At 57.6% G+C, this 14,074-nt stretch carries 10 protein-coding genes; 4 read left to right on the top strand and 6 right to left on the bottom strand.

Annotation, left to right across the window (positions count from 1 at the left end; translation table 11 throughout):
- Nucleotides 1–23 precede the first annotated feature (23 nt).
- The gene (locus GSQ89_RS37245; protein WP_158933163.1) at nucleotides 24–743 is read right to left on the bottom strand and encodes a transposase; all 720 of its coding nucleotides are present in this window, start codon (nucleotides 741–743) and stop codon (nucleotides 24–26) included.
- Nucleotides 744–1,039: 296 nt separating this feature from the next.
- Nucleotides 1,040–1,357 (bottom strand): hypothetical protein, encoded by a 318-nt coding sequence (locus tag GSQ89_RS37240; protein ID WP_158933162.1) that lies wholly within the window; start codon nucleotides 1,355–1,357, stop codon nucleotides 1,040–1,042.
- Nucleotides 1,358–1,567: 210 nt separating this feature from the next.
- Between GSQ89_RS37240 and GSQ89_RS37235 the strand changes: the two genes are divergently transcribed.
- Nucleotides 1,568–3,460, top strand: a complete 1,893-nt coding sequence (locus GSQ89_RS37235) for a DUF563 domain-containing protein (RefSeq protein WP_158933161.1) — start codon at nucleotides 1,568–1,570, stop codon at nucleotides 3,458–3,460.
- A gap of 249 nt (nucleotides 3,461–3,709) precedes the next feature.
- Complete coding sequence (locus tag GSQ89_RS37230) at nucleotides 3,710–5,335, top strand: recombinase family protein (RefSeq protein WP_158933160.1); 1,626 nt, start codon at nucleotides 3,710–3,712, stop codon at nucleotides 5,333–5,335.
- A 15-nt stretch (nucleotides 5,336–5,350) separates the two neighbouring features.
- Here the strand turns inward: GSQ89_RS37230 and GSQ89_RS37225 are convergent, their stop codons facing one another.
- Complete coding sequence (locus tag GSQ89_RS37225; RefSeq protein WP_158933159.1) at nucleotides 5,351–6,130, bottom strand: hypothetical protein; 780 nt, start codon at nucleotides 6,128–6,130, stop codon at nucleotides 5,351–5,353.
- A gap of 735 nt (nucleotides 6,131–6,865) precedes the next feature.
- On the opposite strand from GSQ89_RS37225, the gene GSQ89_RS37220 reads away from it, so the two are divergent.
- Nucleotides 6,866–7,180, top strand: a complete 315-nt coding sequence (locus GSQ89_RS37220; RefSeq protein WP_158933158.1) for a hypothetical protein — start codon at nucleotides 6,866–6,868, stop codon at nucleotides 7,178–7,180.
- A 1,626-nt stretch (nucleotides 7,181–8,806) separates the two neighbouring features.
- Here GSQ89_RS37220 and GSQ89_RS37215 read toward each other — a convergent pair.
- Both GSQ89_RS37215 and GSQ89_RS37210 read right to left on the bottom strand, forming a co-directional pair.
- A complete protein-coding gene (locus GSQ89_RS37215; protein ID WP_158933157.1) occupies nucleotides 8,807–10,384 on the bottom strand; it encodes a hypothetical protein in 1,578 nt (525 codons plus the stop codon).
- A 325-nt stretch (nucleotides 10,385–10,709) separates the two neighbouring features.
- Entirely contained in the window at nucleotides 10,710–11,105 is a 396-nt protein-coding gene (locus GSQ89_RS37210; RefSeq protein ID WP_158933156.1) for a hypothetical protein, read from the bottom strand.
- A 443-nt stretch (nucleotides 11,106–11,548) separates the two neighbouring features.
- Here GSQ89_RS37210 and GSQ89_RS37205 point away from each other — a divergent pair, with 443 nt between their 5' ends.
- Nucleotides 11,549–13,513, top strand: coding sequence for a tetratricopeptide repeat protein (locus GSQ89_RS37205; RefSeq protein WP_158933155.1), 1,965 nt, complete (start codon nucleotides 11,549–11,551; stop codon nucleotides 13,511–13,513).
- 62 nt (nucleotides 13,514–13,575) lie between these two features.
- Here the strand turns inward: GSQ89_RS37205 and GSQ89_RS37200 are convergent, their stop codons facing one another.
- Nucleotides 13,576–13,953 (bottom strand): hypothetical protein, encoded by a 378-nt coding sequence (locus GSQ89_RS37200; protein WP_158933154.1) that lies wholly within the window; start codon nucleotides 13,951–13,953, stop codon nucleotides 13,576–13,578.
- Nucleotides 13,954–14,074: the final 121 nt, after the last annotated feature.

Here is a 14,074-nt window from a genome sequence, read left to right as displayed (position 1 = left end):
AGGAAGCTCCGCGACGCATCCGGTCAGGCGGTAACCAACCCGCGTATCAGAGCATGATCAACCGTCGTTTCGATGATCGTGCCTCCTGCCTTGCTCGGTTTCGGACCATGCTGAACCGATTGCTCGACAAGCAAGGAATTGTCACGCCCGCTGCTTGAAATGGCGAACATAAGAGTGGATATAATCCAACACACAGAGTGGAAAAACGTAAGCGGTGCGGCGGTGCGGGGCCGGATCTGAGTTGACGATTGGCGCCGAGGTTGACCCGCCAGCGCAGCCAACACTCGGCGCAGGGCTTGTCCATCCACCCGCAGCGCCACGCTCTCAGGCAGCAGGATCTCGATCAAGCCCGGCGGACGCTGGACGGGCACGTCCGGGGCGGATGACGCGATCGGGGTCGCAGGCTCCGGATCGTGCTTGTCGGCATGCGGCGGCCCGATCTCGACCCGGGCAAAGCCGGGCGGTGACTGCTGCACAAGCGTCATCCGCCCACCGATCAGCTTCTGTCGCCAGCCATACAACAGCCCGCTGCTGATGCCATGCTTACACGCCACTTCCGTCGGCGTCAGTGTCGATCCGAGGCTTTCCGCGACGATCTCTCGCTTCTGCTCGAGCGTCCAGACACGCCGCCGCTCGCCGCGCGTGATGACCTCGACCTGAGGCATACGAGCACCCTTACGACCAATCGTATGTGCGTCCTCAGCGGGGTCCGGCTCCGAAACCAAAATCGGCATCGCGTCCATCGCCAATTTCCATCACAGCGAAATCATCCGCCGCAAGGTGCCATCGCCGAATCGCTTACTTCTCGTCTTGCGCGAGAATAAGCACAACCGCCAGCCAGTAGAAAATAACCGTGCTGTTGTATGGCCTCGGCGATGCGCTCGCTGGGTGGTTCAATGCAAATGGTTCGGCTGGTGTTCACCACGACCCACGGCGCGTAGTCGGCAGGGAGATTACTACCCTCCCTGTCCGATGTGAACGCTGTGACGCTCGGATGGCTATTTGATGCGAAAAGGTAAATTTGCATCTCTTCGCCTCCCTAATGATGGACCGGTGGTGCGGAATCTTCATCCTCATAGCCACCGACCGCTAGGAAAAATCCATCTCGCCGCACGGCCTCAACCACGGGATTGGCGTCACCGCCGCCCAGTAAGACGGCTCCGCCAGACTCGGCTGGTGTCCATGGCGCATAATCGCGCGGTAGGTTTTCTGCTGTCTGGCTCGCCGTGAACCCGAGCAAATCAGGGTCCTTGGCGGAGATGAATACGAATATCCTCATTTCGGTTGAATACACCCGGATTGACTCAACTGCAAGTAGGTGCGTTACATAATTTATCGCCCTGGGATAATCATTCATTTTTGGAACTCACGCAAATCGCACCGCCCTCATCCCGACGGCGGTGCCGATGCATGCTCGATCCGGCCCTCGATATGGTCCGGTTCGTGCCACTCGCCAATCACCCATGGAGCCTTCTGGCCTACATGGGGGCAACGATTATTTTTATGTTTTGCCTGTCTATGCGGACCGGGCATCTCTAATCAAAATCTGAATTGTAGGAGAAGTAAGTTGAACCGCCCCATTGCGCAAGCTGCTGCCGGAAGCCGCTATATTGAACAGGCCCGGCGACATCGTAGCCGGGCCAATCTCAGTTTGAGCGACAAGTTATTGCACGTGTGCGGCTCCTCCTTCCAGCCCATCGGAATGACGGCGACGCTCAAAAGCTACGCGATCGCCAATGCGGTACTGGACGCGGACACAGGTCTGATTTTCCAAGACCAGCTTGTCATCCCGGAAACGTCGTACTTCGCGCCCGAAGGAGCCAGAGACGCCTTCACGGCACACCGTAAGGTTTTGGTTCACCTTGATGACAACGAAGAGCACATCATCGGGTACAACAACGCTCATTGGGGTTACCAACACTGGCTAACCCAATGCGTGCCTGCGATCGATTGGGCTCTGCGGCAAGAGCGGACACGTAACGTACGGTTGGTGTTGCCGCCATTGGCTGCCTGGCAGGAGGATGTCCTCGATATCCTCGGATACGGCCGTCTCCCGCGGCTGACCCTGAAATCAGGTACCTTCTACCACCTGCCGTACGTTGAGTATGCCGAATTCCTAAATGGATCGGCTAGTTTTAGCGTCTGTCAGAGTGTTCGTGACACCGCGCGGCGTATTTTGGATCGCCTCCCCTCACAGCGACTACCCCACGAGATTCTCGTTGTGCCGTGTTCCAACCCCTATTACGGGAAGGTCCGCAATGAGGATGAGGTCTTCGATCTGCTTCGTCGTCGAGGCGCTTACGTCGTGGATGATCGTCTCACGACGGCGGAACGCATCAATCTTTTCCGCCATGCGGACGTGGTAATAGGCCCCCTCGGCCAGGGTTTGACCGATGTAGTCTTTTGCAAACCGGGTGCGCTTCTCTGGGAGTGGATGCCCCGGCATCACCAGAACGCTTCCATCAATCGTCTCGCTCAAGTTGCCGAGCTCGATTACTGGGGTGATTTGTTCGAAAGCGCCCCTGCTCCTAACGAGCCGGGGCAATGGGTCGTTGATCTCGACGTCGTGACCCGGCGGATTTCCGAGCTATCGCAACGCCTCGCTCTCCGGGCGGCGGAGACCTCAACCCCACGCATCGCTGATCATCAAGCCACGGCCAAGCCTCTCAGCGAACTGATGCTGGCATTTGAAAGCCTTGGCGATAACTGCGAATTTGGTCTGGTGCAGCGCCACGCGGGCGTTGAGCCGCTGGGGCTTTTCCGCTTTGCGGGAATGTCGTTGGGCAAGCTGGTCGCAGCCTTGCAGAGAAAGCTCGACGGCCTTGGCACCGCAGACACCGTGAAGGTCTATCTTTCCGGCACGCCGGGTCACCGTGAATTCATGGTACACGAGACTTCCCTGGACACGAGGTATCACACGTTCGTTCATGAAGGTGAACTCGATGCCGAGGAGCTTCGCGGACGCGAAGCCAGACGACTTACCTTTCTGCGCCGAAAGCTGTTGGAGGACTTGGCAGTCGGCGAGAAGATTTGGGTGTGGAGGGAGTTGGGGATGACTGATCCGACCCGCCTTCAGCCGCTAATGGATGTTCTTCGTGCGCTCGGACCCAATATATTACTTTGGGTCGTCGCGGCGGATGAGGAGCATAAGCCCGGCACCGTTGAGCGCCTGGACCGCGATCTCCTCAAAGGCTATGTCGAGCGCTTAGCCCCTTACGAGAACGCCACTGACATCCGACCCATTTCCTGGCTGGAGGTCTGTGAGAATGCCTACAGTCTATGCTATCCTGAGGAATTACCATCCGAACCAGCGGCAGCGATCAATGCGCCGCAGACTTCACCCTTGTCGGCGATCGAATTTCTGACACAAAATCGGCCGCCTCTACAATCGGTGTCCCCGGTATCTTCTGGCAAGCAGAAAAGTTGGTTTTTCCGATTTCGGCGCTCTCTCGGTCTTTAGCAGATTGCAGTCGTACGATAGCGGCGATTAGCGCGGTCATCGACGGCGACGGCGACGATGACGCCCTTAAGGGGGTCACCTGCCGGTTTGTTCAAAATCATACGCTAATGCGTGGCTTAGCCGCACTTCATCATATCGTTGGCGGATTCTCGCATAAAAGTGTGTTCCGCGATGACAATGGGCACGAGCTAAAATAAGCGTCGAATCGGAATCCTGTGAAACTACTTTCTCCAAGCGGAGGGTTCGGCGATGGCAGGGATTGCCTACTCGTACCTACGGTTCAGCACGCATGAGCAGGCAGCCGGTGATAGCCGTCGTAGGCAGTCGGCTATGGCTGAAAAGTATGCGGCCGACCACAATCTCCGGCTCGATTTGGCGCTTTCGTTTCGTGACCTGGGAGTGAGTGCCTACCGCGGCAAGAACTCCAAGGAGGGTGCACTTCGGGCATTCCTCGAAGCGATCGAGCATAACCTTGTACCGCCAAACAGCTATCTGCTGGTTGAATCTCTCGACCGTCTTAGCCGAGACCGTATCATTTCCGCGCAAGCTCTATTCATGCAGATCATTCAAGCCGGGATCAATATCGTAACCCTTACCGACCAAAGATGCTATTCTCTAAAAAGCCTCAACGAAAATCCGCTTGAACTTATCATTTCGCTCGTAAGCATGATGCGTGCGAATGAGGAAAGCGAAATGAAATCGCGACGCATCAGGGCATCTTTCGATGTAAGGCGATCCCAACTGTCGGAAAAACCCTGGTCATCTCGGTGCCCAGGTTGGCTTAGGCTAGATAAAGCAGCAGGGAAATTTGAGGTTGTAGAAGATCGGGCCGATGTCGTTCGCGAGATTTATAGGGATGTGTTGGCTGGTGTAGGCCATCAAACGATTGTACGTGGTCTGAATGAACGGCAGATTCCCCTCTTTGGCCATGGCAATCAGCGCGGACACATATGGCAAAAGAGCCTGATCCGTCATTTCTTGCGAACGCCAACCGTGCTCGGTACCCTCGTCCCCTTCAGCAGCGAGTACATCGATGGAGTGAAACGAATGCGTCCACAGGCGCCCGTGGAAAATTACTATCCGGCGATTGTAGTCAAATCCGACTGGGATCAAGTTCAGGCAAGGCGGACGGCTTGGTGTGAACAGCATCATAACGAGGGGCCAAAGACGGGTCGTGCAAACCTGCTTGCAGGACTCGCCCGCTGCCCATTTTGCGATCGTAGAATGGTCTTTCTTGGGGGTGGAAAACCAAATTGGCGGTATTACATGTGCCGTCTGGCCGACAGTGGCGTTGGCTGTTCCGATCACTGGGTTCGATATCCTGGCATCGAAGACGCGCTGACGATCGACATCGACGATGTGATCTCGAGCTGTCCCAAGCCAGCCCTCGGCTCAGAAGCGCGAACCGAAATGTTAGGGCAAATTCGGAGCAGGCTTCACGTTCTCCGTCGCCGCAGAGCATCTATCGCAAGCGAATATAAGCAAGTTCGGCAGTCGTCGCGACCGGTGATTGAAGCGCAGAACGCAGTGGATGCTGAAGTTAGACAACTGCTAGCCGACCGTAAGCGCCTGCGGATTGATCGCCCAAAATGGCTTGACGTAACGCTCACGAAGCGGTTGGAAAAGCTTCGGCAAGTCGCAAAGGCCCTTCAGGTCGATCGGATGGAGCTTCACTCAATTTTGGTGACGCTGTTTGCGAAAGTGGTAGTCGACTGGGAGCACGAGCAGCTTACGTTCCACTGGAAACATGGCGGCACGAGTTCGGTCAGAGTTCTCATGAGGCCGCTGCGCGAGGTTGCAAACCGTCGGCGCGCCGATCGACCGCGTTATAAGCCCGGAGAGGCCGCGCCTCGCTTGCCGGTCGCGGTTCGATAGCGTGCCAACGCGGATTCATTTGCATGGGTCAGCGCACTTGCTGTGCTTGAGAACCACAGGAATTGGCCCAGAGATCGTCAGGCCTCTGAGGGCATTTGGATCTATTTGCTCAGACTGATGCGCGTTGTGACGTAAGGCAGCCGAGCATTCCGATTGAAGCCAGCCGCCCTTGAAGGGGTTTGCGGCGCGGTCCGAGGGCAGTCGTCCAGCGACGGCATGCCGTCTCCCTGACCCACGCAGGAGCGCCATGGCAGCCACGAGGTTGCCGCGCGTCAGGTTCGAGAAGTTCTTCGCCTCAAGATGTCTGCGGCCAGAGCGGCCAGACGAACCCTTCACCTGCGGCATACCTTTGCTTTGGGAGACGATTTGCTGACGCAGTTCGTTCTCGTTGCGCGCGGATCCCCGGAAGAAGCTACGCGACAGGTCATGCGATTCCGGAGCGTCAGCGCGCCAGTCGAAGAAACGGGCCAACGGGCAGGCATTGACACCTTCCTGACGGTGAGACCAGGCAAACGTCATACTGCCTTTTTGGCGGCTTTCGTCGGCATGGATAAGGACAACCATGCGATGGGGCGCAGGCGCAGCAGCGGTCGCGTCACCGACCCGATAGGCGTCGTAGATGGGATCGGCACCTGGCCATTCCATCCACATGAATTCAAACGGGACTCGACACAGCGGCTGGGCGCGAAGTTGCGCCGCGAACGAGCTGGTGCTGATCGTGTTCGCTGTGACGATAATGCCGGGTGCCAGGTCGAACCGCTTGGCTCGCCGTCCCGAGGGCCGATGCGCCCACATGCATTCTGTCGGCGGTAGAGTTGGCAGCAATCAGAATATCGTCAGCAAGCACCGTGTTCCTGCGGGCAGCGGCAACAACTACAGGCTCGCCGGAAATTCGCGGCAATATATAGCAGCCGCCACCACGCAATAGCGGCACCGAGTCATCCAAAATTCTATACTCGTTCCGTAGTCACAATCATACGCAACAACCGAACGAAATATGAACCATTATAGCGCAATCCACAGTTGCCCACGGGCTTATAACCAAACGCTCTGAGTTGTCCGGCGAGATATCCGAGGCGGAAAAGCCCATCGCCCGACTCCGAGCCGACCTGGACAGCCTAGACGCCACGATCCGGCTGTTCGGCCCGACCATCAAACCCCAGGTGATACGGCCCCGCGTAAAGGCACCACAACGGTTCCGTGGTGGTGAACTGACGCGGGTTACTCTGTCGGTGCTGCTGAAGGCGGAGAGGCCGTCGACCGTGCGGGAGATCGCGGACCTGGTGGCCGCTGAGTGCCGCCCGTCGCGGAGAATTTCCGTGCGGCCCTGGCATGTGAGTCAGCTTTCTTGGCCGCTCTTTCAAGAGGAGCCGTTCTCATGAATTTCATTTCATAATTAATTAATGGTAATGCATTAACTGTCAAAATATAAATATACATGAAACATGTATAAATTTCGATAAAACCTCAAAGTGCTTGTGACGTATTGCCTTCCGATCGTATCGGCGCTAACACATCAGACGATGTGATATGACACCGTTTATAGCGGAGGATAACTCTTTGAGAACAAGGGAGTTTGTCGGAACCATGCACGTATTTCGTGCTGGCCATCCGGTACAGCAAAGTGATGGAGAATGGTTTTTATCAGAAATCAGACGGATACTTCAGGCCGAGAAGGTTGGCAGCGTCCTGCGGAGCGTAGGTGAATTGGTTTTATGGAACATGTCTGCGCCGTATGCGGCGACCGTGGTGATCAAATTAAAAGGAAAAACAGATGCGCAAGCTGATGAGGGTCATGACGGTAATTGGATAGGCCACCGCCGCATACGTTCAAACGACAGTTGACCAGAAAATGGTTGTGGGTTCGGGGGTTTTTCCATCGCTGTCGTTGCTCGACAGCGTTTATAGGTTGGCGCAAGACTTGGCGATTACTCTCGTACCATACCTACTCGCGGCGCCACGAATTCGCTTGTAACCAAAAATTGGATCGGTAGCGCGGAGACGAGGATGAATCTGCTTCCCGGTCGCAGTACCCGCACCGATCCGCCCCGAATCCGGAGGCCGCTGCGGGCTGCCGGGCTGGCTCGACTCCAGTTCATTCCTGCGGTAGATCCTTCCTCTGCGTCGGCGCCAGGGGGAATGTCATGCCGAAAGACAAAATTTGGCGGGGCCGGTTGGGGATACGTCTGGTGCGCTGGAGGATCATAGCCCTGCTCGTGCTGGCGCTGCCTTCTCTCGCAACCGCCCAGACCTCGAGCCATATCCCTCCCGCCAGCATGACGTGCCCCGGTGACAAACTAGTCTGGGTGAACACGCGGTCACACGTCTACCACTTCCAAGGCGAGCGGTACTTCGGCAGCACGAAGGAGGGGAAATTCATATGCGAGCATGCCGCGGATAAAGAGGGCGATCGGCCGACGCATAACGGGCAGTGACGATCAGCGGGGAAGCAATCTGTCCGATAAGACAACAGGCCCGATAGACCGAAACCTAGAGAGATCGATCTTGTCCTTGCCATCTCGTATTTCTTCGGCTGGCATTGACCCAGGTGGGTGCAAGCCCCGCCTTTCTGCGTTCTCGGTCGCCCGCGTTGCCAGCGACAACCAGGCTGGCAGAGCCTGGTGGGTCAAAGTTTGACGCTCACGCAGCCAAATTTACCGCAGTGACATCAGCGGCGTGGCCTTTTGATTGGCTGCAGGAACACTCCGGCGTCCATATCTTCCGCAGCATCGTTGACCCAGGCCACGAACGGCCTGTTTGTGATGCTAATGCCGTTTGCCTAGGTTCTCTCAATGCTAGTGCGTCGTGACTCCACAATGATCCGGTTGAACGTCGGACCGATAGCTCCGGCGGGCGCCGCAATTTGGGATAGCGTTGTCAGCAAATTCGATGTCATTTGACGACATATTACGATTAAGTGTCGTTGTTGCGAAGTCCTCGCGGTGACTGTCGCGGCTGAGAGGGTGTCCAACGCCACGTCATGCTGTCTGCCGTCCCATCCTCAGGCATAGCGAACAGTGTGATCAGGATCACCGGAGTCGGTGATCGCGGTCGGCCGGAATGGCTGATCAGGATCGGCGGAATGCGCATTGAGGCCGGGCAGAGCGGCGACCGTTCGCTTACGTTGGGAACGTAGGCCCCCGCAGGACAAGCTGGAGATCCGGCGCGTTATCGCAATTCGTGTTGGCTCCGCATCCGACCCTTTCGCTACCGAATGTTTCTTGGGAGAGCATCATTATGCACATTTGCAACGGCGAGGAGGAAGGGCTTGAGCCTGACTCTGCGCGACGAACCGGCCGCCGTGGATTTGTACCTTGAGACTCCCGACCGTTGATGCGTAAGAGGTCGAGAACGATCTGACGGTGCGCGCCGGATCCCTTAAAGGCGGTCTTGTGGATAGGCCCGACGACAACCAGGGCACGATGCTCGTGAACCCTGCCCCGTAATCGCGATTTCCGCGAAGATATCGGTTCAACGCCTCCGGTTGCGAGCTGTTTTCCAAATGGACCGACGCCATTGTCGCGAGCTTGCCAGCGAGATGGCGAGCCCAATCGCAGCGGCAAGGAATACTGTCAAAATGATTAGCCTGTCGAAGAAACCAGTCACGGTGGCCTTAAATTCCTCCGATATCATAACGAAATCGGTTACCTCCGAGGCGATCCCAAGTATCGTCACGACAGTCAGAACGATCAGAATCAGCGTAAAGGTGCGCTCTTCATTATGTATGTTCGATTCGCTTAAACGCGAGGCGGCCTTGTCGGCATCATCGATGGTCTCATTCAGAAGACTGATTTGCGATGGTAAGTTCCACATCTCGAACATCGCCTTATAGACGTAGGCCTCTATGTCGTCAGCCTCAATCAGCTCACACCTGGCATCATGCTTCAGGCTGGAAAATGCAGCAGTGACACGGCGCAGATCCTCGTGCAGTTCCGCAGCATTCCGGCCAGAGCTCGTCAGGCTTTTCGTAAGGAATTGCTTAAGAACGTTGGAGGCAGTCGTCATTGCGCCATAGTTCAAGAGCAGGGCACGGCGGAGCGCGGCGATCTTTCTCGATGGAGAAGTGCCGAAATCGAATGCGACGTCATTGGTTCCGCTGCTGCGCCAAGGCTCCGGCTCGTTGACGAGGGCTACCATGCCAAAGCCATTGTACATGCTGATGAACATATTGTCGCCGGTGGCTATGCCGTAAGCTCGTGTGTACACAGAGAGCGTTTCCACGGCTCCTGAGTCCGCCTCTTCATTGACCGCTTTCGCGACCTCGTTGCGCGTGTCCTGCGTATAGTCGGCCGTAAGGCCGATTCTGTGCAGCAGCGTCGAGGTCGCTTTTATGTTGTTGGGCGTTAGGTCAAGCTGTGGGTTCCAGAAGAGAGTCAGATCCATACACTGCGTCCACAGGAAATCGTTGCTACTCATCAATTCCTGACCGACAACGCCGTCCAGTGCCTCCTCGAGCTCTAGGAACGGAGTCAGGCCACTCTCCGGAATGGCCTTTGCGAATGCCGCACGGAGGTCCGGCCAACACTTCTGAATGGCCAATTCTCCGTTGAGAGTGGTGCTGAAGAAGTCCATCTCGCTCCAGAACTCGCGGTCTGTCAGGAACGCGTTCCAAGCCTCTAGGTCTAATGGATCTCCTGACAGTGCCAATACGGCCTCGAAGACTCCAAGACCGTAATCCTCAAAGTAGAGGCGCGTGGAAATCGGCCTGACATCAATGTCTGCGTATCGGCCCGGTATCTTGCCCTTGACGTGCTGCAGAAGATACTCGTCGGGTGCCAGCTCGGCCACGAGGCGGTGATCGCGCTGTCTCTGCAGGCGGTATGGCTCAGCAGTGCTCTGAAGGTTCTCCGTGTTCCAACGGCTGACGCAGTTGAAGCGGTGCTTCCCGACCAAACCGGCCAGTTGCGATAACGCGAGCTCCCTATCGCTCAGACCTTCCTGATTCTTGCGCACTGAAGGTGGGATGAATACCGCTCTCATCCAAAACGGAGCGCACCAGGTATATTCGGCATATGGCCTGAATGGATGCAGAACCTCGGTGTTGCTCAAGATACCCTCCGCGATTGGCTAAACGAACGCTCCGCAGATCTGAATGAGATCTGAGCACCGCGCGCCGCGTAAAGTCAAAACGAATCCCGTGCCAGTTTCACCGCCATCGGCGTGACCTCATACCAAACCCGCTTATCTACGAATGGGCACGGTGTTATTGTCAATCGGCCTTCGAAATTGGCTCTGACTCGATGCTGATGCAGTTTGCCACGACCGTGAGCGGCGCGTCGGTAGGGGGATCGCCATCATGGGTCGTGGAAGCACGCTTGCTCCGCGCGGAGCCCGTCGTAACGGCGGCCGTCCGCAGTCGTCCCAACGCCATGGGTCATTTTGCCATCACGCCACTTTCCTTCGTAGCGGCTGCCGTCCGTATAAGTGACGACGCCGAGCCGTTCTCCTTGTCGTCGTGCCATTCGCCGTCGTAGCGGTTGCCCCTTTGGTCGGTGTAAACGCCGCGGCCCTCTCGCTTACCATCGCGCCACTCGCCTTCGCCAAATCCGGCGGTTTTGCCATCCTTAAACAATCGCAAGACGCCTGGACCTTCCGCCGTGCCGCCTTTGCAGCTACCTGACCAACTGACTGTTTCGTTCGGTTGTGGGTGAGGGTTCCAAACCCGACATCCTGTTTGACTGTCTGCGATCCAACTCGACTTATCTGTCTGCGTAAGAGCCAGTTGTGGCAAACAGAGCAGGAAAGCCACGATTATCAGGAGCAGGCGCACCCGGTTCTCCGTACTGAGGCAAAGATTATTTAGATCACGAGTATGCAGTTCGAATCGTGGTTAGGCTGGACGATTGGCATCGTTTCCGATGCGGATATCGTTGGTCTCATAGATTGCCAGCACGGCGAACATGAGTGACGTATACTCGTGGGCGGACATTCGCCGACTATAATCTGGACCGAGCGCGGAATAAATAGTTTTTCCAGGAGCAGGACAAGCTTCTGCCATCTATATGTGACAATCTCTCACATATAGCGCTGCCGCCGCAGTGGCCTCCGTCCTAGAACGTTTGTTTGGCGGAGGAATGCCACGGCTGATGTCGTCTGGAACTCTCCGACCCGTGGCTGAAGCCGTTGCCGCGACCGCCGCTCGCATGTTACTTCGGCGTTTCCAAGGGGCGCGGCCGCCAAATGGTCGTAGCTGCCGATTGCGAGGGACACGATATGACGGATCGCCCATTTGGCCCGGCTGGGTTTTGCGCGTTTTTTGCGCTCCTTCTGGTTCTGGCCGGACCGGCATTTGCCGACCCTGTCCAGGATGGCGTCGCCGCCTATGAACGGCAGGACTTCGTCTCCGCGATGGGGTTCTGGAAGCCACTGGCAGAAGCGGGCAACGCCGAGGCGCAGGTCAAGATCGGGGCGCTCTACGCCACCGGCGAGGGGGTCGCGCAGGATCTGGCCAAAGCGGCGGATTGGTTTCGCAAGTCGGCAGATCAGGGCAACGCCGAGGCCGAATGGCGTCTTGCGGTGTTTTATCTTCACGGTACAGGACCACTCCCCAGGGACGTGCCGACCGGTCTCGCCTGGCTGAGGAAAGCGACTGACCAGGACCTTGCGGCAGCCGACTTCACACTCGCAACGGTGTATTTCGCCGGTGCGCCGCCCGACGTTCAGCAGGACTTTGGCGAAGCGGTGGTTTGGTGGCGCAGAGCGGCGGAGCAGGGCATGCCTGATGCGATGTATCAGGTCGGTCGGGCCTACAAAGATGGGCGAGGTGTCCCAAAGGACGGATCCCAGGCCGCGTTCTGGTATCGAAAAGCCGCGGAGAAGGGCCATCAAGGGAGCGAAGTGGGGCTGGGCAGGCTGTACGTGGACGGGTTCGGCGTAACGCAGGACAAGGAGCAGGCGTTGCTCTGGCTAGGGAAGGCAGCGGCACAAGGCGGTGGGCCCGGGCATCTCGCTGAGCAGCTCATCGCCAACTTGCAGGGCAGCCCGGCACCGACGCCGTCCAATGTTCCACCCGCCCTAGCGCAAGCCATTGTACCCGCGCTGTCCACCATGGCGCAGAGTATGACCCAAAAAATGGCGCCCTTCATCGCTGGCATCCGCGCGCGAGCAGAGCAAGGCGACGCACCCAGTCAGCGAGCGCTCGGCGATTTCTATTCCCTCCGAGGTTTTGCCGGTTCGGCACCGGATGCCGACCTGGCCATGTCCTGGTGGCGGAAAGCCGCGGAGCAGGGCGACACACAAGCGATGAACAAGCTCGCTAACGCCTATCAACTCGGCAAGTTCGTGCCACGCAACGTTGAGCTATCGATTTCCTGGCTGAGGAAGGCTGCTGAGAAAGACGACCCCCAAGCCGAGTTGGGACTTGGTGAGGATTACGCGAACGGTTTCGGCGTGCCCAAGGACAGTGCCCAGGCGACTGTCTGGTTTCGCAAAGCTGATTCACATGGCGGCATGTTCCACGGCATGGCCGAAACAGCCATCGCGAATCTGGATAAGGTAATAAAGCCGCCGACCGCGGCGCCGCCGGATTTTGACAGCCTCCTCAGCCGCGCCTCCGCGGGTGATGCGGACGCTCAGACGCGTCTGGGAATGATTTACAAAGACGAGAATAGCACCCTGAAAAATTATCAGGAGGCCGCTACCTGGCTATCCAAGGCAGCCAAGCAGGGAAATGCCGAAGCGATGTCGGAACTGGCCGAACTCTATTTCCTTGGTAACGGGGTGCCAAGGGACATGACCCAATTCGCTTACTGGCAGCAACAGGCGGCAAACCATGGGCGTGTCGAGGACGAAATTGCGCTCAGCAGCAGCTACGCAGTGGGGATTTTCGGCTTTCCAAAGGACAACGCTCTGAGCGTTGCATGGCTGCAGAAGGCGGCCGAACAGGGGTCGGCCGCGGCACAACAGCAACTCGCGTTTGTATACCAGCTCGGGCAGAGAGCTCCTCGAGATGATGCGAAAGCCTTGTACTGGCTACAGAAGTCTACCGACCAACGGTATTGTGCAGCAGAGCAGATGATGGCGACCCGGTATGAGTTCGGTGTGGGTGGCCCGCGGGATCTCGATAAAGCCCGGGCCTGGCTCGTGAAGGCGGTGGATCATCCCCTCAGCGATTTATGCCAGAACATGGCGGCCGGAGCGCTGAAGGCTCTCGATGATCGGTCGTCGAAGCCTCATTGAACGGTCGACTAGGATCGGCCGGGCCTGGCCCGTTGGCCTTGACTGTCATGGCGCCAAGCAGATCAATGGGGCCATAGGACAGAATGATGCCGAAAAAGGTGCGATCCAGCCGCCAACGCCGCATAGCGTCGCCCTGAGGGCTGTGACGCTATGTGCTGCCCTGATGCGAGGAGCAACGCACCGACATCGATCGGCTTGGGCTTGGCCTTGCGCAGCCCTGCTTCGGTCAGCAGATACCGCACTGCCGCCACGTCACAAGCCCCCAACGACACCGTGGTGGCGACCGCCGTGCGCAACCGGTCGTGGCCAAACTCCGGGCCCGGCGCCAGCACAGCCACCATCGCGCGGGTGCCGTTCTGCTTACCGTGCCACCCTTGCAGATGGGTCCAGAGCTCATCATAGCAGCCAGGCCAGTGACCCCTCTCGCGCCACTGCGCCAACGGTTTCGATCCCGCGAACGCGCCCGGCTTCCCGCCCCCTTCTTTCTAATAGAGGCCGACGCAACCCGGATCACCTCGAACAATCCCCGGTAAGGCGCATGTGGTCATGGAACACCTACAG

Source organism: Acidisphaera sp. S103 (assembly GCF_009765975.1).
In the GTDB taxonomy this organism is placed as follows: Bacteria; Pseudomonadota; Alphaproteobacteria; order Acetobacterales; family Acetobacteraceae; genus Rhodopila.
Note: the sequence above shows the minus strand (reverse complement) of the source record. Positions and strands in the feature narration are given on the sequence as shown.